This is a genomic window from Dongia sp. (assembly GCF_041905885.1).
Taxonomy (GTDB): Bacteria; Pseudomonadota; Alphaproteobacteria; order Dongiales; family Dongiaceae; genus Dongia.
This window is the reverse complement of the sequence record NZ_JAYRKD010000016.1, coordinates 110,820-128,265: the sequence shown is the minus strand read 5'-3', so window position 1 is coordinate 128,265 and position 17,446 is coordinate 110,820. Positions and strand designations below refer to the sequence as shown.

Here is a 17,446-nt window from a genome sequence, read left to right as displayed (position 1 = left end):
TTCTGCAAGCTCAAACACTTCAGGCGCATCGCCACTCGCTTCGACAAGCTCGCCAGGAACTTCCTCGCAGCCGTCGCTCTCGCCTCAACCCGCCTCTGGACCCGGTATTTATGAGTCCACTACCTAGACCGGCACCATCGATTTTGTGGCACCCCACCTCACCTCCCCCGAAGCCGGGGGAGGAAGAGGGCTGGCGCCGCGCCAAGAAACCCCTCCCCCGACTTCGGGGGAGGATGGGTGGGGGTGCCCCGCAATGATTCTATCTACCTTGGACGCGCGCTCAGACGTTGAACCGGAAATTGAAGATGTCGCCGTCCTGCACGACGTATTCCTTGCCCTCGGCGCGCATCTTGCCGGCTTCCTTGGCGGCGGCTTCGCTGCCGCAGGCAATGAAGTCGTCGCAGGCGATGGTCTCGGCGCGGATGAAGCCGCGCTCGAAATCGGTGTGGATGACGCCGGCCGCTTCCGGCGCCTTGGCGCCGCGCCGCACGGTCCAGGCATGCGCTTCCTTCGGGCCGACCGTGAAGAAGGTGATAAGGTCGAGCAGCTTGTAGCCGGCCCGGATCACCCGGGAGAGGCCGGTCTCTTCCAGGCCGAGCGTCGAGAGAAACTCCGCCTTCTCGGCCTCGTCGGTGAGGACCGCGACTTCCGCCTCGATCGCGGCCGAGATCACCACGGTGGCCGCGCCCTGGGTCTTGGCCCAGGCGGCGACCTTCTCCGACAGCGCATTGCCGGTGGCGGCGGCACTTTCATCGACGTTGCAGGCATAGAGCACCGGCTTGCCGGTCAGGAGCTGCAGCGACTTCAAGACCGGCCGCTGCTCAGGGGTCAGGTTGGCGATGATGGTGCGCGCGGGCTTGCCTTCGCGCAGAGCCTCCAGCGCCGGCGTCATCACGTCGAGCAGCGCCTTCGATTCCTTGTCGCCACCCTTGGCCTTCTTGGCCGCATTGTCGGCGCGCTTCTCCAGGCCTTCGAGGTCGGCCAGCATCAACTCGGTCTCGACCGTCTCGGCGTCGCGAATGGGATCGACCGAGCCTTCGACATGGGTGACCTCGCCCTCGAAGCAGCGCAGCACATGCACGATGGCATCGGTCTCGCGGATATTGGCGAGGAACTGGTTGCCCAGGCCCTCGCCCTTGGAAGCGCCACGGACCAGGCCCGCGATATCGACGAATTCCAGCTGCGTCGCGATGATCTTCGCCGACTTGGCGAGGACGGCGAGCTTGTCCAGCCGCTCATCCGGCACCGCCACGCGCCCGACATTGGGCTCGATGGTGCAGAAGGGATAATTCGCGGCCTGGGCGGCGGCCGTCGAGGTGAGCGCATTGAACAGGGTCGACTTGCCGACATTCGGCAGGCCGACGATGCCGCAGTTGAAACCCATCGTCGTTAAGTCCCGGGAAAGCTTGACCATTTGCGCGGAACGCCGGGCTCAAGCGACCCGTCGCGCGCCGCGCGGTGATGACAGAAAGAAGCCGGTCTGTCCAGTGACCGGGAACGGCGTTTCTCAGGCCCTCAGTCCTGCTTCGGCCCGGCTCGGTCAGCCGGGTCAGGCTTCGGCGGCCGCGGGTTCAGGGTGGTGCTGACCTTGTTCATGAAGCGCCGGTCGTCGCCGGCGATCATCAGCGGGATCGCGTCGGAAACGGCATCGAGCATCGCCTGAACCGTCGCATGCTCTTCCTTGAAGAAGTCCATGAGGACGTAGCTCTTCACCAGCTCCTTCTCGCCGGGGTGATCGACCCCCATGCGGACGCGCCAATAATCGGTGCCGATATGCGCGTCGATCGAGCGGATGCCGTTATGCCCGCCGGCGCCGCCGCCGCGCTTGGTGCGCACCTTGCCGAGCGGCAGATCTATCTCGTCATAGATGACGATGATGTCGGCGGGTTGCAGCTTGTAGAAGGTCATCGCCGCCTGCACCGCGCGGCCGGAATCGTTCATGAAGGTCTGCGGCGCGAGCGCCAGCACCTTCTCGCCGTCGATCGTGCCTTCGGCGCTGAGCCCATGGAAGCGTTCGCGGATCGCCGAAAAAGAATGGCGGCGGACAATCGCGTCCACCGCCATGAAACCGATATTGTGGCGGTTGCCGGCGTAGCGCGGGCCAGGATTGCCCAGGCCGACCAGCAACCGCATGCAATATTACTTCTTCGCAGCCGGGGCCTTCGCGGCCGGAGCCGTGCCAGCCTTCGCACCGGCAGCGCCCGCGGCCGGAGCCGCAGCGCCGGCAGCCGGAGCCGCCGCACCCGCGGCCGGAGCCGCCGCACCCGCAGCCGGAGCTGCAGCAGCCGCAGCGGCTTTTTCCGCCGCTTCCTGCTGCTCGGCCTTGAGGCCGCTGGGGGCGCCGATCGAGACCACCGTGAAATCGCGCTCACGCACGGCCAGGGTGGCGTTCTCCGGCAGCTTCACCGAGTGGATGTGGATCGAGCCGCCGATCTCGAGGCCGGTCAGATCGACCTCGATCGCCTGCGGGATCGAATCCGGCGAGCAGATGAACTCGATCTCGTGGCGCACGATGTTCACCACGCCGCCGCGCTTGATGCCCGGGCTGGCGGCTTCGTTGCGCACCACCACCGGCACGTTGACATGGACCTTGGTGTCCTTGCCGATGCGCTGGAAGTCCACATGCAGGGTGCGGTCCGTCACCGGATCGAACTGCACGTCGCGCGGCAGCACGCGATGCTTGGTGCCTTTGAGGTCGACGTCGAGCAGCGTCGCGTAAAAGGTCTTCTTGTGGATCAGGCGGTCGATCTCTTTCGGATCCAACGAGATCAGCGTCGGCTCCTTCTTATCGCCATAAATGACGGCGGGGACGCGACCGTTACGACGGGATTCACGGGCGGCCCCCTTTCCGGCGCGGTCGCGGGCTTCCGCGGCGACGCTTTCGATTGCTGCGGCCATGAGTTTTCTCCTTCAGGCTTTGCAATACCCCCACGCGAACCATTTCGCGTGAAGACCGGTGGCCTCCAGGGGTGCCGACCGGATTTTCAATCCCACCAACCTACTCTTACTTATTTTGGCGCGCGGGGTTGGTGGAGCGCGCGCGCGCCAAAATCCTCAAAGACTCAATCAAACAAACTCGAAACCGATTTCTCACCGCTGATCCGCGACATCGCCTCGGCCAGCAGCGGTGCGATCGACAGTTGGCGCACGGTCTGCGAGACGCGCACCGCCTCGGTCGCCTGGATGCTGTCGGTGATCACCAGGCTCTGCAGCGGTGAAGCCGAAACACGGGCGACCGCGCCGCCCGAGAGCACGCCATGCGTGGTGTAGGCGGAGACGGACTCGGCGCCGGCTTCCTTCAACGCCACCGCGGCGTTGCAGAGCGTGCCGGCGGAGTCGACGATGTCATCGACCAGGATGCAGCGGGTGCCGGCGACTTCGCCGATGATATGCATGACTTCCGAGACGCCGGCGCGCTCGCGGCGCTTGTCGATGATCGCGAGGTCGGCGTCGAGCCGCTTGGCGATGGCGCGGGCGCGCACCACGCCGCCGACGTCGGGGCTGACGATGGTGAGGTTATTGCCCGGGAAGCGCTCCTTGATGTCCTTGATCAGGACCGGTGCTGCGAACAGGTTGTCGGTCGGGATGTCGAAGAAACCTTGGATCTGCCCGGCATGCAGATCGACGGTCAGCACGCGATCCGCGCCCGCCGTGGTGATCAGGTTGGCGACCAGCTTGGCCGAGATCGGCGTGCGCGGGCCGGACTTCCGGTCCTGACGCGCATAGCCGTAATAGGGGACGACGGCGGTGATGCGGCGGGCCGAGCTGCGCTTCAGCGCATCGAGGATGACCAGCAGCTCCATCAGGTTGTCGTTGGTCGGGAAGGAGGTCGGCTGCACGACGAACATGTCCTCGCCGCGCACGTTCTCCTGGATCTCGACGAAGACTTCCATGTCCGAGAAGCGCCGGATGCTGGCATTCACCAGCGGCAAATTCAGATAGGCAGAGATCGCCTCGGCCAGAGGCCGATTGCTGTTGCCCGTCAGGATCTTCATCTCTGCCTCTGGTGCGCGCGCCGAACCCACATTTCGCCCTGCCGCGACAGCCGCTTCGCGATCGGCCGGCGCGCTCCCATCCCTAGGATTTCGCAGGGGCGAAAAGCGGGCGGAATTTAACAGCGGTGTGACGGCCGGGCAAGGCCGAAGAATCCGGCCCAATCACGCGCTAATGATATGAAATATAATGATAAAGTTGTACCCATGCATCAGCGGATGACGAGGTCTGTGGGTCGTTTCGACAACACCTCCGCCGCTCCCTCGGTCACCAGCACGGTCTGGCCGGAGGTCATGGCCAGGCCGGCCTCGCTGTCGAAGATGATCAGATGGATGAAATAGACCTGCCCCGGCGCCGCCAGCTCGGGATTGCCGTGGTAGAACATCGGCCAGTCCATCCAGTTCGGCGCGTAGACCGCACCCAGGCTGTAGCCGGTCGCATTCATCCGGTGCTTGGCGTAGCCGGCGGCGTCGAGCACCCGGGCATGGGCGTCGAACACTTCGCCGATCGGCCGGCCGGGCTTCAGCGCCGCCTTGCAGGCTTCCAGCGCATCGACCGCGACCTTGTGCATCTCGACCTGGCGGGCCGGTGGCTTGCCGATCGGGATCGTGCGCATCAGGCAGGAATGGTAGTGGCGATAGACCCCGGCGAATTCCAGCGTCAGCTGGTCCTGTTTCTCCAGCTTGCGCCGGCCGGTCTTGTAGCGGCAGAGCAGGGCGTCGTTGCCGGAGCCGATGATGAACTCGTTGGCCGGGTCGTCGCCGCCGCCGCGGATGATCGCCGATTGCATCGCCGCCAGGATGTCGCCTTCGTCGGCGCCCGGCGTGGCGATCCGATGCGCCTCGTCGAGCGCCAGATCGCAGAGCTCCGCCGCCTTGCGCACGTAGGCGATCTCGGCGGCACTCTTCACCAGCCGCTGGCGGCTGACCAGGTCCGAGGCATCGACCAAGGTCGCGAAGCCGTCGAAGGCTGCCTGCAGTCGCATCCCGTTGCGCGCGGTCAGGCCATAGGCCTCCCATTCGACCCCGAGCTTCTTGCCGCTGCAGCCGAAGCCCTTGAGGATTTCCTTGAGCTCGGTCGCCGGCCTCGCTTCCGGCCCGTCGACCCAGACGCGGATGTCGGGGATGTCCGAGGTGTGCTGCGCCTGCCGGAGATCGGGGGCGCGGGTCAGCAGCATCACCCTGCCATCGGCGCCGAGATACAGGCATTGGAAATAGACATAGCCGAAGGTGTCATAGCCGGTCAGGTAGTACATGCTCTCCTGCCGGAACATCAGCAGTCCGTCGAGGCCGCGCTTCTGCAGCGCGGCGATCGAGGCGGCGCGGCGGCCGGCGAGTTCTTCCTTGGTGAAATGCAGGGCCATTTTTCAAACCAATCCGATGAGGGAGATCTGCCGGCCGTAATCCGGCTCCTTGGCGAGCGTGGTGCGGCGATAGCTGAAGAAATCTTCCGCCTCGGCGCAGGTGTCGTGGCCGGCGCGGGCGATGCTGTCGAGGCCCAGCGCCTGCAATTCCTGCTCGACGAAGCCGGTGAGGTCGAACATGAAATGGCGGCAGCGCTGCGACGTGGAGAAGAACCGCGCATTGCCACGATCGCGGTCGATGAAGGGCTGCGGAAATTCCGGGCCGACCTCGTAGGATTTCTGCGCGATCGCCGGGCCGATGCCGGCCTGGATCCGCGCGCGCTGGGCGCCGAGCCGCTCCATCGCCGCCACGGTCTCCTGCAGCACGCCGCCGATGGCGCCCTTCCACCCGGCATGTGCCGCGCCGATCACGCCCGCTTCCGGGTCGGCAAGCAGCACCGGCACGCAGTCGGCGGTCAGGATGCCGAGACTCCTCCCGGCGGTCCGGGTGACCAGGCCATCGACCTGCGGGCGTTGCGTCTCGTCCCAAGCCTCGTCGACCACCGCGACCTTGGCGCTGTGCACCTGATAAGCGGTCGAGAGCGAATCCGGATCGAGGCCGGCGTGGCGCAAGGCTCGCGCGCGGTTCTCGACCACCGCGCCCTGGTCGTCCTTGGAACCGAGGCCGCAGTTCAGCGAGGCATAGAGTCCGTCGCTGACCCCGCCGCGCCTCGTCAGAAAGCCGTGGCGGATGCCGCGCAGGTCTTTGAGGTTGTCGAGTTGGATCATAATCCCGCCGGTTGCGGTGCGTCCGGTGACGCGATGACCAGCACTTTGAAGAGACTGCCCATTCCATCGGCGCCGATCAAGCGCTCGAGCGCGGCGTCGATCTCGGCACAGGTCGCGGCATCGCTCTTGGCCTTGAGCGTCTGGGTGCGAAGCCCGATGCCGAGCTCCTGCAGGAAGGCGCCCTGTGTCTTCGGGCCATGGGTCGAGGCGCCCGCTTCGCGCGCGACCGCGGCCAAGGCGGCGAAGTCCACATGCGCGGTCAGGTCGGCGCAGCCGGGATCGATCAGCGGGTCATGGTAGCGGTGCTGCTTCACCGCCTGCAGCGAATCGCCGAGCCCGCTCTGCATCGTGCCGTAGTCGATGATCAAGGCCGCTCCCGGCGCGCGCGCGAAGCGGCGGCCGAGCGCGGCGGCGAGGCGGAGACCCGCCGGCGAGATCTCGGCGATTTCGCCCAGCGTCGCCTTGCCGTGTTCCGGGCGCAGCAGGATCCGCTCCGATCCGGGATTGGCCTCGCCGAAGACGAAGACGTCGTCCTTCAGGGCCACGACGCGCTCCTGCCAGCCGGCCTTGGTCATCACGAATTGATGGATCGGCAGCGCGTCCCAGAACTCGTTGGCGACCAGGATCATCGGGCCGGGAGGCAGCGTGTCGAAGCTCTTGTGCCATTGCGGCCTGAAACCCTGGAGTGCCGCCTTCTGCACGGCGATCAGGGTGGCGTTGATCTCGACCAGGTGGAGTTCGGCGGCGGCGAGGAAGTCCGGTGAAACCCGCGCCGCGCGCAGCGCATCCGCCATCAAGGTGCCGCGGCCTGGGCCGAGCTCGGCCAGGATGAAGGGCTGGGGCTTGCCCATGCGCGACCAGAGATCGACGCACCAGAGGCCGATCATCTCGCCGAACATCTGCGAGACCTCCGGCGCGGTGGTGAAATCGCCACGGGCGCCCAGCGGATCGCGCTCGGCATAATAGGCGCCGAGCGCCAATTCCATGAACGCGGCGACGCTGACATGGCCGAGCGCGGCGATGCGCCGGCGCAGCTCGTGCGCGATGACGTTTCCGGTGACCGCCTGCGTCACCGGCCAGGGGTCGGTTTCGGCGGGCTGGCGGCGGGGCGCGGCGGAACCGGCTTCGCGCGCCAGACCAGATAGACGCCATAGAGGAACATCGGCAGGCTCAGCCACTGGCCCCAGGTGATCGCGGTGGAGAGCGCCACTTCCGGCTCGCGGAACTGCTCGCCGACGATCCGCGCGATCGAGTAGCCGATCAGGAAAGCGCCGGAGAGGGTGCCGATCTTGCTGCGCACGCTCTCGCGCCGCGCCAGCAGGAACATCACGATGAAGAGGATGAGGCCTTCCATGGCGGCTTCATAGAGCTGGCTCGGGTGCCGGGGCTGGTCGCCGCCGCCGGGGAAGATGACGCCCCAGGGCACGTCGGTGGTGCGGCCCCAGAGCTCGCCGTTGATGAAGTTGGCGATGCGGCCGAGGAAGAGTCCGATCGGCGTCGCCGCGGCGATCGGGTCGGCGACCGCGAAGAACGGGATTTTCTTGGCGCGGGCATAGAGGAACAGGGCGAGGATCACGCCGATCAACCCGCCGTGGAAGGCCATGCCGCCTTTCCAGATCTTGAAGATCTCGATCGGGTTCGCGAGGTAGTAGTCCGGCTGCCAGAGGAAAACCTGGCCGAGCCGCCCTCCGAGAATGATGCCGATGGTGCACCAGGTGACCAGGTCGTCGCAGTTGTCGCGGCTCAAGAGGCGCGGCGGCTTCGACGCCAGCCAGAGCACGTAGCGCCAGGCCAGCACGATGCCGGTGATATAGGCGAGGGCGTACCAGCGGATTTCCAGCGGGCCGATCGCGATGGCGACCGGATCGAAATTCGGAAAGTTCATCTGCGCTTCGATCTCACGTTGGGTGACCGCGGCGGCCGGGTTGGCTAATCTCTTCGTACGCGTTATATCGGGCAGAAGGAACCGGAGCAAGTTTGGCTCGCTTTCGTTCTCTTGGGAGAGACTGACAATGCAGACCGACAATCGATTGCTGGACGACATGGCGAAGGCGGCGAGTGGCGCGCTGGGTTCGCTGGCGGGCCTGCGTCATGAAATCGAAATGCGGGTGCAGCAGCAGCTGGAGCGGTTGCTCGGCCGGATGAACCTGGTCAGCCGCGAAGAGTTCGAGACCATGAAATCCGTGGCCCAGGCCGCCCGCGAGCAGCAGATCAAGCTGGAGCGCCGCCTCCAGGAGATCGAAAGCCGGCTTGGCATCGCCGCCGCGCCCGCCGCTCCGGCGGAACCCGCCCCCGGCGTCACAGCGTCGCAGGACGACCTCGCCAAGCCGGACTGAGCCTGCCTTAAGTCGTCATCAGGGGGCTTGACCCGCGGTTCTCGGGCCGTGTTCGCCCGGTTGCATTCTCGCACCCCATGTGGTACATATGTACCAAGATAGCGGATGGCAAACATGGATATCGAGCGGGTTCAGACCGGAGTCAGGATCGAGAAGCGGCTGCTGAAGGTGCTGAAGGCCCTGGCGGAGCTTAAGGACATTTCCTTGGGCGATCTCCTCGAAGGCATCTGCCTGCATGCCCTCGACGGCAAGGCGCCGTTCGAGAAGGAGACCCTGAAGCAGATCAAGGAGCTGAAGCGGATCTACGGCCTCAGCCTCACCGCCGCGGACAGCCACACGCTCAAGGAGACCGGCGATGCCCGATAGAATCCTCGACGATGAAGAATTCCTCGAAGCCTTACGCACCGGCGCGCTGCCGCTTTCCGACTTCGATCACCGGGCCCATGTCCGCGCCGGCTATCTCTATGTCACGCGGCACGGGCTGGGCCTGGCGATCGAGCGGTTCGGCAAGGACCTCCGCGCCTTTGCCGCGGTCCATGACAAGAACGGCCTCTACCACGAGACCATCACCGTCGCCTTCCTGGTGCTGATCAACGAGCGGATCGCCCTCGGCGGCGATCGCGGCTGGGCCGCCTTCGCCGCCGCCAATCCCGATCTCTTCCAGAAGAACAGCCTCGCGCCCTTCTACGCAGCCGAAGAACTCGCCTCGGCCGAGGCGCGCCGCGTCTTCAAGCTGCCGCGCCGGCAGGTCGCCTAGATCCCTTCGCCTAGACCGCGGTGAAGCCGTTATCGACGAAGAGCTGGGCGCCGTTGACGAAGCTCGCCTCGTCGCTGAGCAGGAACAGCGCGGCGCTGGCCACTTCCTCCGGCTCGCACATCCGGCCCTGCTGCGCCTTCAATGCCGCCTCCGAGGCATCGACGCCGTATTTGGTGAGCGCCTCGACCTCGCGCAGCCCATGCGGCGTCTTGATGAAGCCGGGGCAGACCGCGTTGCAGCGGATGCCCTGGTCGCGATACTCGACCGCGATCGCGCGGGCGAACATATGCGCGGCACCCTTGGTGGTGTCGTAGAGCACCTCCATCGGCGTCGCCGCCACGGCGGAGATCGACGAGGTGCAGACGATGGCGCCCTTGCCGGCGGCCAGCATCCCCGGCAGCACCGCCTGGGTCATCAGGAACATCGAGCGCACGTTCACGTTCATCAGCCAGTCGTATTCCGCCTCGGTGGTCTCGAGGAACGGCTTCACCACGATCGAGCCCGCATGGTTGAACAGCGCCGTGGGCGGGCCGAAGGCATCCGTCGCTTTGGCGACTGCGGCCTTGACCGCATCGGCTTTGCTCACATCGGCCTCGGCGAAGACCGCCGCGCCGCCGCCGGCGCGGATCTCGGCGGCCAGCTTCTCGCCGAGCTCGGCCTGGCGATCGACGATCGCGACCTTGGCGCCCTCGGCCGCGAACAGCCGCGCCGCGGCCGCGCCGCAGCCGCTGGCGCCGCCTGAGATCAAGGTGCTTCGTCCGGCCAGCCGCTTGCCGCTCATGTTGTGTCTCCGGTGCTGAGAGGAAAAATCCGCCGGCCGGCGAAGGGGTGCCGGCCGGCGGAGCCGCAGTGAAGGTCAGACCTTGGTGGTTTCGCCGACCGCGCTCTCGGCGGCACGGATCGCCGCCTCGCGCTTGGCGATCTCCTCGCCGATCGGCGGGCCTTTGAAGCGGTTGCGCTCGAACAGGAACCAGACCGCCCCGGTCAGCACCAGGAAGCCGATGGTGATCCAGAGCGCCTTGTCGTTCGGCGGCTGGATGCCGGCGATGAAGATCAGCACCATCGAGATGATCGAGAGCACGGCGAAGACGCGGTACCAGTTGCCGATGTCCCAGGGTCCCATCTGGGTCCAGGTCTTCTTGTAGGCGATCAGGCCGAGCGTGATCGGCACGGTGAAGGAGAGGAACAGGAAGATCACCGTCACCGAGACGATCGTGGTGTAGAGCGATGTGTAGGCGGTGAACACCACGGCGAGCGTCGCGCCGGTCCAGATCGCCGCCACCGGCGTGCGGTATTTCGGGCTCACCGTCTTCAGGTAGCCGGACCCCGGCAAGCCGCCGTCGCGGGCGAAGGCGAAGATCATCCGCGAGACCGAGGTGACGGTCGCCAGCCCGCAGAGATACTGCGCCACCAGGATGACGACGTAGAGCGCCAGCTTCAGCCCCGCCGGCAACGTGACTCCCATGGTCCAGAAGAACACGTTCCAGCCCTGGCCCGCGGCCTCGTCCATGTTCGGGATGGCGATCACCACCGCGATCAGGAACAGCCAGCCGAACACGCCGGACCACCAGACCGAGCCGACCATCGCCTTCGGCACGTTATGCGCGGCCTTCACCGTCTCTTCCGAGGTATGGGCCGAGGCGTCATAGCCGGTGATGGTGTAGATCGGCAGCAGCAGGCCCAGCAGGAACAGGAAGCCGGTGCTGTCCATCTGCGGCCAGACCCCGCCGCCGGCATCGCCGCTGTAGTTGCTGAAGGTCCAGAGCCGGCTGAAGTCGTAGCTCGGCGCGAAGGCGAACAAAGCCACCGCCAGCGCGATCGAGCCGAAGAAGATCAGGTATCCGCTGAAATCGGTAAGGATGCTGGTCAGCCGGATGCCGAGATGGTTGATCAGCGCCTGGCTCGCCGTGATCACGATCATGAAGGTCAGCTGCTCGGTATAGGTCATCGAGAGGCCGAGCATCTCGCCGAAGGCGCCGTAGAAGAAGGTCCAGGTGCCGACATTGATCGCGCCGAGCACGGTGACCAGACCCAGGAGATTTAGCCAGGCGGTGAGCCAGCCGGAGCCGCGGTTACCGAGGATCGAGCCCCAGTGATAGAGGCCGCCGGCGGTCGGGTAGGCCGAGGAGATCTGCGCCAGGGCGACCGCGAAGACGCCGGAGATGAAGGTGCCCAGGGGCCAGCCGATGCCGATCGAGGCGCCGCCGACGCCCGACAGGCCCTGGCCCAAGGAATTGATGCCGCCCGACAGGATGCAGATGATCGAGAAGCTGATCGCGAAGTTGGAAAACCGACTCATGCGGCGTTCCAGCTCCTGTGCATAACCCATGGAGTGGAGGACCTTCACGTCCTCCCGCTTATCGCTGTCGGAATAGCCGGCGCCGCCGGTCGGTTGTGTCGTCATTGCAATGCCCCCTCTGTCGCCCGGGCGAATCTGCGTGAATCCGCCTCTGGTGCGACGTTGCGGTGGGTGTCACTGACTGGCAATATCCCAAAGGGGCTACCGCGAAGCCCTGACGGGGAGAGGCAATGACGGCTGCTGCTCTCGCCGGGATCGTCGATCCCGCCGCGCTTTCGGAACGGGTCGCCGGCTGGCAGAGCCATGCCGCGGCGATCATCGATGCGATCGACGACCCGAAGCTCCCCGAAATCCTCGACCGCAGCCTCGAGCGCCTAGTGCCCTACGACATCTCCGTCGTGTTCGCCTATCCGGACGAGGCCGAGCCGCTCTATCTCCATGACGGATTCCGCGGCCACGCGCCGGGGGCGGCGCTCGACGCTTACCTCAAGGGCGCCTATCTCCTGGACCCTTTCTTCACCGCCTGCGTGAGAAGGGTGCCGCCCGGCCTCTACCGGATGCGCGACCTCGCCCCCGACCATTTCTTCGAGGGCGAATACTTCAATTCCTGGGAGGTGCATCCCTGCATCTCGATGGAATCCGGGTCGCTGGCCGAGGAGATCGGCTTCATGGCCCCGCTCCCGGACGGCTTCATGGCGACCTATTCCTTGATGCGCAGCAACGGCAACCGGCCGTTCAGCGACGCCGAGATCGCGGTCCTGAAGATGGTGGAGCCGGTGGTCCGGGCGGCGATGACCCGGCATTGGCGGCATCTCCGCCACCGGCCGGAGGCGGGCAGGGCGCCGGCCTGGTCGACGCGGGGTCAACTGATGGAACTCGCCTTCGAGCGTTTCGGCCAGGACCTGCTCTCGCCCCGGGAGCAGATGGTGGTGCAGTTGATCCTGCGCGGCCATTCGGCCCATTCGATCGCCCGCAGCCTGGAAATCGCCGAGGGCACGGTGAAGAATCACCGCAAGAGCATCTATGCCAAGCTCGGCATTTCCAGCCAGCAGGAGCTGTTCTCGCAGTTCATCCGCTCGATGCTCCAGTAGGAGTCGACGCCGCGTCGACCCCAGGAGTCGACGGGAACAAAACAGAATCATTGGAGTCGACGCACCCGAAGCGTCACATGAGCGCGGCGTCGTAACGTCTAAAACCCGCGCCAAATCTGGATTTTGTTAAAGTGTCTTAAAAGGACTCTTGCGTGGGAGTCTTTTATTTGCGACTCTAAATGTGGTGGGAAGTCACAAAATTACCATCAAATCCTGGGGTCGAGCGCCCCACCAGCGCCGATTCCCTGGTGGCCGACGCATGGAGGGCGCTTAGATGACTGCCACGCTCCGAACCGAGTCGACCCCGATCCCGACATCCAATCCCCTCGACGTCATGGAAGAACTCGTCAGCGCCAATGAATGGCGTTACGACCGCTCGAATGACGAGGAGATGATCGTCGAGATCGCCGGTCAATGGTGCGAATACCGGATGTTCTTCGTCTGGCAAGCCGATCTCGGCGCCATGTATTTCTCCAGCCTGTTCGACCTCAAAGTCCCGGCCAACAAGAAACGCGAAGCCGCCGAGCTGCTCTCGATGATCAACGAGCGGCTCTGGCTCGGCCATTTCGATCTCTGCTCGGAAGAGAGCGCGCCGATGTTCCGCCACACCATCCTGCTGCGCGGGACCGGCGGCGTCGCGGTCGAGCAGCTCGAGGACCTGATGGAAGCGGCGCTCTGCGAGTGCGAGCGCTACTATCCGGCCTTCCAGTTCGTGATCTGGGGTGGCAAGCGCCCGGAAGAGGCGATGCAGGCGGCGATGCTGGAGACTGTCGGCGAAGCCTGATAGCTTCTCTGCATGATTGATGCTCAGCGGCAAGACCGCGGTAAACCATTGGGCTTGCCGGGACCGCTGGTCCTGGTCGGTTGCGGCAAGATGGGCGGCGCCCTGTTGCGCGGCTGGCTGGCGCGTGGCGCCGACCCGAAGCTGGTGACGGCGATCGACATCGCCCCGGTCGGCCTCGACGACGTCCAGGCAAAAGGCGTCACCATCCTCACCAAGGCCGCCGACCTGCCGGCCGGCCTGAAGCCGGCGCTGTTGCTGCTGGCGGTGAAGCCGCAATTCATGGACGACGCCTTGCCCGACTACCGCAAATATGTCGGGCCGGACGCCACCTTCCTGTCGATTGCGGCCGGCAAGACCCTCGCCTATTTCAAGGACCGGCTCGGCGCGGATGCGGAGATCGTGCGCTCGATGCCGAACACCCCGGCGGCGGTCGGGCGCGGCGTCAGCGTGATCTACCGCGACACCTCCGTCCGCGCCGAGCGGCTGGCGCTCTGCGGCGAATTGCTGCAAGCCGTCGGCACCGTGGAATGGGTCGACGCCGAGGACCTGTTGAACGCGGTGACCGCGCTTTCGGGCGGCGGGCCGGCCTATACCTTCCTCTTGATCGAATGTCTCGCCGAAGCCGGGCGCGCCGCCGGACTCCCGGCCGAGATGGCGATGCGGCTTGCCCGCGAGACCGTCTCCGGCTCGGGCGAGCTGGCGCGGCTCTCGGACGAGAGCGCGGCACAGCTCCGCATCAACGTGACCAGCCCCAAGGGCACGACGCTCGAAGCCTTGAACGTGCTGATGGCGCCGGACGGCATGCAGCCGCTGATGACCAAGGCGATCGCCGCGGCGACCCGGCGCTCCCGCGAACTGGCGCAGTAGCCGGCGGCCGATGGACAGCGTCGATCGCGTCCGCCAGGCGCTGGCCGAGCTGGGTCTCGCCACCGAGATCAAGGAATTCTCCGCCTCGACCCGCACGTCTGCCGACGCCGCGGCGGCGATCGGCTGCTCGGTCGCGCAGATCGCGAAGTCGCTGGTGTTCCGCGCCAAGCCCTCCGGCCGCGCCATCCTGGTGATGGCCAGCGGCGCCAACCGCGTCGATGAGAAGAAGCTCGCGGCCGCACTCAACGAATCGATCGGCAAGGCCGACGCCGAATTCGTGCGGGCGGAGACCGGCTTTGCCATCGGCGGCGTCTCGCCGGTGGGGCACGGCATCAAGCTCAAGACCTTCATCGACGAAGAACTGATGGCCTTGTCGGAGATCTGGGCCGCCGCTGGTTCGCCGCATTCCGTCTTTAGGCTGACACCGCATGACCTGCAGCGGGTCACGCAGGGTCAAATTCTCGCCTTGAAGGCCTGATAAGCCTCCCCCGGCCTTGATGCAGAACAGGCGCGGGGCCATAGTTTCTTCAACCACAATCGATTCACGCTTGGGAGGCTCGGACATGGCGAAACGGGCTGGAGCGAAGAAAGCGGCGCGGAAGACCGCCCCGAAACCCGCGCGCGCCGGGGGCGGCGACTCCGCCGCCGCCTTGCGGCGGGCGCTGCTGAAGCTGGTCGAGACCCAGGGCTGGATCGACCTCTCCTTCGCCGAGATCGCCGATCAAGCCGGCGTGCCGATTGCCGAGGCGCACCGGGTCTATCCCAGCAAGACCGCGATCCTGCTCGGCCTCAGCCGCGCGATCGACGAGCGGATCCTGACCAGCCTCGGCGGCGATCCGCTGGAAGGCACGGCGAAGGACCGGCTGTTCGACATCATCATGCGGCGCTTCGACATCCTGAAAGGCGACCGCGAAGCCTATCGCCGCCTGATGCGGCAGTTGCCGGCGACGCCCGACAGCTTCGCCGCCTTGCTCTGCCAGCTCCGGCGCTCGCTGGCGCTCACCCTGGAAGCCGCGGGGATCAGCGCCAGCGGCTTGAAGGGCGCCTTGCGGCTGAAAGGCCTGCTTGCGATCTACCTCGCGGGCCTGCGCGCCTTCGCCCAGGACGAGAGCGACGATCTCGCCAAGACCATGGCCGAAATCGACAAGCGCCTCGGCCAGGCCGAGCGGCTCTCCGGCATGCTCCATCGCCGGCACAAGGGCGACCCCGCGGCGGCTTAGCAACGACCTCGCGCGTTGCTCCACGTCGGAACGGTCTTCGCCGGTCGTCGTTGATCCCTCGTCACTGGGTTGCTGACGAGGTCAGAGATGGACCGGAACCGGGAAGAAGAACTCCGCCGGCGCGCGACCAAGGTTCGGGACGGGGCCGGCAAGCCCGAGGGGCAAGACCGGGCGCATCGGGCGCAGGCCGCGCGCGACGTGGACGCCGCCCGCAATCCCGTCGGCAATGGTCAAGGCGACGCCCAGGCCGACGACCCGAATAATGAAATGAACGCTCCGAGCGGCAAGGGCGATCGCCGCAGCTAGCGCCGCCGGGCATCCCGGGCACACCTCCTGTCGTGGCAAAGCCTCCGCACCTTGACTAAGCTGGGCGGACAAGGTGGGACGCTCGGATTCCACCGCCAACAGGAGCATCTTTCTTGAGCATCGGTCTGATTGCCCTTCTCGACGACGTGGCCAGCATCGCCAAGGCCGCGGCGGCGTCGCTGGACGACATCGCCGGACAGGCGGCCAAGGCGGGAACCAAGGCGGCGGGCGTCGTGATCGACGACACCGCGGTCACGCCGCGCTATCTGACGAATTTCGCCGCTTCGCGCGAGCTGCCCGTCGTCGGCAAGATCGCGCTCGGTTCGCTCAAGAACAAGCTGCTGTTCCTGCTGCCGGCAGCACTTGCGCTGACCTTGCTCCTCCCGCAGGCCATCATGCCCCTGCTGATGCTGGGCGCGCTCTACCTCTGCTACGAAGGGGCGGAGAAGGTCTATGAATCCCTGTTCCCGCACGCCGCCCACGAGCACGAGGCCGCCCTGGAGTCGATCGCGGACGACGCGCAATCCTTCGAGGACCAGAAGGTCGCGAGCGCCATCAAGACCGACTTCATCCTCTCGGCCGAAATCATGACCATCACGCTGGGCGCCGTTCCGGACGCCGGGTTCTGGACGCAGGCGACGGTGCTGGCCGTCGTCGGCGTCGCGATCACGGTCGCGGTCTACGGCGTGGTCGCCATCATCGTGAAGGCCGACGACGTCGGCCTCGCGCTGGCGCAGGTCCGCGGCCCGCTCGGCGCACCGGTGCGCGTGTTCGGTCGCGCCCTGGTCCGGTTCATGCCGCATTTCCTGCGCCTGCTCGGCATCCTCGGCACCGCGGCGATGATCTGGGTCGGCGGCGGGATCCTGCTGCACGGCCTTGAGAGCTATGGCTGGGCCTGGCCCAGCCAACTGCTGCACGATGCCGGCGCCGCCGCGGAACAGGCGGTCCCTGCCGTCGGCGCGTTCCTCGCCTGGCTGGTCCAGGCCGCCGGCGCCGGCGTCGTCGGCCTCTGCATCGGCCTGCTCGCGATCCCGGTCATGGGCCGCTTCCTCTCCCCGCTCTGGCGGAGCCTGAAGGCAGGTTTGCGCCGCCTGCGCGCGAAGCCCTAGCGCCGGCGTTGCAGCCCTCGGATTTGCCAGTGCAGCAAGCCCCGTCGTATAGGCTCAGGAAATGGCCAAGATCGAAGTAAAGCTGTTGCCGCCGCCGCCCGGGAGCCTGGAATCTTACAATCCTCGCCTGGCACGGCTGTTTGACTACTGGATCGGCAAATGCGCCGGACGGCCGCTGCCGTCGCGTGCCGACATCGAACCGCTGGAGATGCGAGAATGGCTCGGCAATCTTCTCCTGGCGGAGTTCTTCGGCGGGATCGAGCACTATCGCGTTCGGCTTGACGGCTCAAACCTCATTGGTCACGGCGGAAAAGACCGCACCGGGAAAGGCTCGGAGGTCCTGACTTCCGACGAAGAACGCAATTTGATCGCCATGCAATACAAGCCGGTGCTCGACACGGCACAGCCGGCCTATTTCGAGACCCAGTTCCGTAACAGCGAAGGGCGCTTTCTGCGCGAGCAGAAACTTCTGCTGCCGCTGTCCGATAACGGTTCCGTGGTGAACATGGTGCTGGCAGGCATTTACTACAGGAACCTGGACAGCGCCTATTGA

21 protein-coding genes and 1 pseudogene are annotated in these 17,446 nt (G+C 66.1%); 12 read left to right on the top strand and 10 right to left on the bottom strand.

Features of this window, described 5'->3' with window-relative positions:
• A pseudogene (locus tag ACH2CY_RS16975) lies at window positions 1-114 on the top strand (IS5/IS1182 family transposase); the annotation flags it as partial.
• Between the two features lie 166 nt (window positions 115-280).
• On the opposite strand, the gene ychF reads toward ACH2CY_RS16975, so the two are convergent.
• The 8 genes from ychF to lgt form a co-directional block, all read right to left on the bottom strand.
• Window positions 281-1,384, bottom strand: coding sequence for a redox-regulated ATPase YchF (gene ychF / locus ACH2CY_RS16970; RefSeq protein WP_395020498.1), 1,104 nt, complete (start codon window positions 1,382-1,384; stop codon window positions 281-283).
• A 131-nt stretch (window positions 1,385-1,515) separates the two neighbouring features.
• Window positions 1,516-2,133 carry an aminoacyl-tRNA hydrolase gene (gene pth / locus ACH2CY_RS16965; RefSeq protein WP_395020497.1) on the bottom strand — a complete coding sequence of 206 codons (618 nt, stop codon included), beginning with the start codon at window positions 2,131-2,133 and terminating at the stop codon, window positions 1,516-1,518.
• 6 nt (window positions 2,134-2,139) lie between these two features.
• Complete coding sequence (locus tag ACH2CY_RS16960) at window positions 2,140-2,898, bottom strand: 50S ribosomal protein L25/general stress protein Ctc (RefSeq protein ID WP_395020496.1); 759 nt, start codon at window positions 2,896-2,898, stop codon at window positions 2,140-2,142.
• 164 nt (window positions 2,899-3,062) lie between these two features.
• Window positions 3,063-3,995: a ribose-phosphate pyrophosphokinase gene (locus ACH2CY_RS16955; RefSeq protein WP_395020495.1), complete on the bottom strand. Its 933-nt coding sequence runs from the start codon at window positions 3,993-3,995 to the stop codon at window positions 3,063-3,065.
• 209 nt (window positions 3,996-4,204) lie between these two features.
• Entirely contained in the window at window positions 4,205-5,356 is a 1,152-nt protein-coding gene (locus ACH2CY_RS16950) for a M24 family metallopeptidase (RefSeq protein WP_395020494.1), read from the bottom strand.
• A gap of 3 nt (window positions 5,357-5,359) precedes the next feature.
• The gene (gene pgeF / locus ACH2CY_RS16945) at window positions 5,360-6,124 is read right to left on the bottom strand and encodes a peptidoglycan editing factor PgeF (RefSeq protein ID WP_395020493.1); all 765 of its coding nucleotides are present in this window, start codon (window positions 6,122-6,124) and stop codon (window positions 5,360-5,362) included.
• Entirely contained in the window at window positions 6,121-7,197 is a 1,077-nt protein-coding gene (locus ACH2CY_RS16940) for a class I SAM-dependent methyltransferase (RefSeq protein WP_395020492.1), read from the bottom strand. Before ACH2CY_RS16940 ends, pgeF begins: the two co-directional genes overlap by 4 nt.
• Complete coding sequence (gene lgt, locus ACH2CY_RS16935) at window positions 7,194-8,009, bottom strand: prolipoprotein diacylglyceryl transferase (RefSeq protein ID WP_395020491.1); 816 nt, start codon at window positions 8,007-8,009, stop codon at window positions 7,194-7,196. The genes ACH2CY_RS16940 and lgt overlap by 4 nt, the downstream gene beginning before the upstream one ends.
• 127 nt (window positions 8,010-8,136) lie before the next feature.
• Between lgt and ACH2CY_RS16930 the strand changes: the two genes are divergently transcribed.
• From ACH2CY_RS16930 to ACH2CY_RS16920, 3 genes are all read left to right on the top strand, one after another.
• Window positions 8,137-8,460, top strand: coding sequence for an accessory factor UbiK family protein (locus tag ACH2CY_RS16930; RefSeq protein ID WP_395020490.1), 324 nt, complete (start codon window positions 8,137-8,139; stop codon window positions 8,458-8,460).
• A 105-nt stretch (window positions 8,461-8,565) separates the two neighbouring features.
• Complete coding sequence (locus ACH2CY_RS16925) at window positions 8,566-8,826, top strand: hypothetical protein (RefSeq protein ID WP_395020489.1); 261 nt, start codon at window positions 8,566-8,568, stop codon at window positions 8,824-8,826.
• Entirely contained in the window at window positions 8,816-9,217 is a 402-nt protein-coding gene (locus tag ACH2CY_RS16920; protein ID WP_395020488.1) for a hypothetical protein, read from the top strand. Before ACH2CY_RS16925 ends, ACH2CY_RS16920 begins: the two co-directional genes overlap by 11 nt.
• Before the next feature lie 10 nt (window positions 9,218-9,227).
• Here ACH2CY_RS16920 and ACH2CY_RS16915 read toward each other — a convergent pair whose 3' ends face one another.
• Both ACH2CY_RS16915 and ACH2CY_RS16910 read right to left on the bottom strand, forming a co-directional pair.
• Window positions 9,228-9,998, bottom strand: coding sequence for an SDR family NAD(P)-dependent oxidoreductase (locus ACH2CY_RS16915; RefSeq protein ID WP_395020487.1), 771 nt, complete (start codon window positions 9,996-9,998; stop codon window positions 9,228-9,230).
• A 75-nt stretch (window positions 9,999-10,073) separates the two neighbouring features.
• Window positions 10,074-11,621, bottom strand: a complete 1,548-nt coding sequence (locus tag ACH2CY_RS16910; protein ID WP_395020486.1) for an amino acid permease — start codon at window positions 11,619-11,621, stop codon at window positions 10,074-10,076.
• 125 nt (window positions 11,622-11,746) lie between these two features.
• Here ACH2CY_RS16910 and ACH2CY_RS16905 point away from each other — a divergent pair, with 125 nt between their 5' ends.
• The 8 genes from ACH2CY_RS16905 (at window position 11,747) to ACH2CY_RS16870 (ending at window position 17,446) form a co-directional block, all read left to right on the top strand.
• On the top strand, window positions 11,747-12,607 hold the full coding sequence (locus tag ACH2CY_RS16905; protein ID WP_395020485.1) for a response regulator transcription factor: 861 nt from the start codon (window positions 11,747-11,749) through the stop codon (window positions 12,605-12,607).
• 274 nt (window positions 12,608-12,881) lie between these two features.
• Window positions 12,882-13,391 (top strand): YbjN domain-containing protein, encoded by a 510-nt coding sequence (locus ACH2CY_RS16900; RefSeq protein ID WP_395020484.1) that lies wholly within the window; start codon window positions 12,882-12,884, stop codon window positions 13,389-13,391.
• Window positions 13,392-13,439: 48 nt separating this feature from the next.
• Window positions 13,440-14,258: a pyrroline-5-carboxylate reductase gene (gene proC, locus ACH2CY_RS16895; protein WP_395020483.1), complete on the top strand. Its 819-nt coding sequence runs from the start codon at window positions 13,440-13,442 to the stop codon at window positions 14,256-14,258.
• A gap of 10 nt (window positions 14,259-14,268) precedes the next feature.
• Window positions 14,269-14,736, top strand: coding sequence for a YbaK/EbsC family protein (locus ACH2CY_RS16890; protein WP_395020482.1), 468 nt, complete (start codon window positions 14,269-14,271; stop codon window positions 14,734-14,736).
• A gap of 85 nt (window positions 14,737-14,821) precedes the next feature.
• On the top strand, window positions 14,822-15,478 hold the full coding sequence (locus tag ACH2CY_RS16885; protein ID WP_395020481.1) for a hypothetical protein: 657 nt from the start codon (window positions 14,822-14,824) through the stop codon (window positions 15,476-15,478).
• 87 nt (window positions 15,479-15,565) lie between these two features.
• Window positions 15,566-15,784, top strand: coding sequence for a hypothetical protein (locus tag ACH2CY_RS16880; protein WP_395020480.1), 219 nt, complete (start codon window positions 15,566-15,568; stop codon window positions 15,782-15,784).
• A 113-nt stretch (window positions 15,785-15,897) separates the two neighbouring features.
• The gene (locus tag ACH2CY_RS16875; protein ID WP_395020479.1) at window positions 15,898-16,893 is read left to right on the top strand and encodes a DUF808 domain-containing protein; all 996 of its coding nucleotides are present in this window, start codon (window positions 15,898-15,900) and stop codon (window positions 16,891-16,893) included.
• 61 nt (window positions 16,894-16,954) lie between these two features.
• Window positions 16,955-17,446 (top strand): PAS domain-containing protein, encoded by a 492-nt coding sequence (locus ACH2CY_RS16870; protein WP_395020478.1) that lies wholly within the window; start codon window positions 16,955-16,957, stop codon window positions 17,444-17,446.

Bases quoted from the DNA above. Each gene is read 5' to 3' on its own strand.
- ACH2CY_RS16960 (WP_395020496.1), bottom strand. From the start codon at position 2,898: ATGGCCGCAGCAATCGAAAGCGTCGCCGCGGAAGCCCGCGACCGCGCC.
- ACH2CY_RS16905 (WP_395020485.1), top strand. From the start codon at position 11,747: ATGACGGCTGCTGCTCTCGCCGGGATCGTCGATCCCGCCGCGCTTTCG.
- ACH2CY_RS16925 (WP_395020489.1), top strand. From the start codon at position 8,566: ATGGCAAACATGGATATCGAGCGGGTTCAGACCGGAGTCAGGATCGAG.
- ACH2CY_RS16950 (WP_395020494.1), bottom strand. From the start codon at position 5,356: ATGGCCCTGCATTTCACCAAGGAAGAACTCGCCGGCCGCCGCGCCGCC.
- ACH2CY_RS16900 (WP_395020484.1), top strand. From the start codon at position 12,882: ATGACTGCCACGCTCCGAACCGAGTCGACCCCGATCCCGACATCCAAT.
- lgt (WP_395020491.1), bottom strand. From the start codon at position 8,009: ATGAACTTTCCGAATTTCGATCCGGTCGCCATCGCGATCGGCCCGCTG.
- ACH2CY_RS16885 (WP_395020481.1), top strand. From the start codon at position 14,822: ATGGCGAAACGGGCTGGAGCGAAGAAAGCGGCGCGGAAGACCGCCCCG.
- ACH2CY_RS16910 (WP_395020486.1), bottom strand. From the start codon at position 11,621: ATGACGACACAACCGACCGGCGGCGCCGGCTATTCCGACAGCGATAAG.
- ACH2CY_RS16915 (WP_395020487.1), bottom strand. From the start codon at position 9,998: ATGAGCGGCAAGCGGCTGGCCGGACGAAGCACCTTGATCTCAGGCGGC.
- ACH2CY_RS16930 (WP_395020490.1), top strand. From the start codon at position 8,137: ATGCAGACCGACAATCGATTGCTGGACGACATGGCGAAGGCGGCGAGT.
- pgeF (WP_395020493.1), bottom strand. From the start codon at position 6,124: ATGATCCAACTCGACAACCTCAAAGACCTGCGCGGCATCCGCCACGGC.
- ACH2CY_RS16880 (WP_395020480.1), top strand. From the start codon at position 15,566: ATGGACCGGAACCGGGAAGAAGAACTCCGCCGGCGCGCGACCAAGGTT.
- ACH2CY_RS16920 (WP_395020488.1), top strand. From the start codon at position 8,816: ATGCCCGATAGAATCCTCGACGATGAAGAATTCCTCGAAGCCTTACGC.
- ACH2CY_RS16870 (WP_395020478.1), top strand. From the start codon at position 16,955: ATGGCCAAGATCGAAGTAAAGCTGTTGCCGCCGCCGCCCGGGAGCCTG.
- pth (WP_395020497.1), bottom strand. From the start codon at position 2,133: ATGCGGTTGCTGGTCGGCCTGGGCAATCCTGGCCCGCGCTACGCCGGC.
- ACH2CY_RS16955 (WP_395020495.1), bottom strand. From the start codon at position 3,995: ATGAAGATCCTGACGGGCAACAGCAATCGGCCTCTGGCCGAGGCGATC.
- ACH2CY_RS16890 (WP_395020482.1), top strand. From the start codon at position 14,269: ATGGACAGCGTCGATCGCGTCCGCCAGGCGCTGGCCGAGCTGGGTCTC.
- ychF (WP_395020498.1), bottom strand. From the start codon at position 1,384: ATGGGTTTCAACTGCGGCATCGTCGGCCTGCCGAATGTCGGCAAGTCG.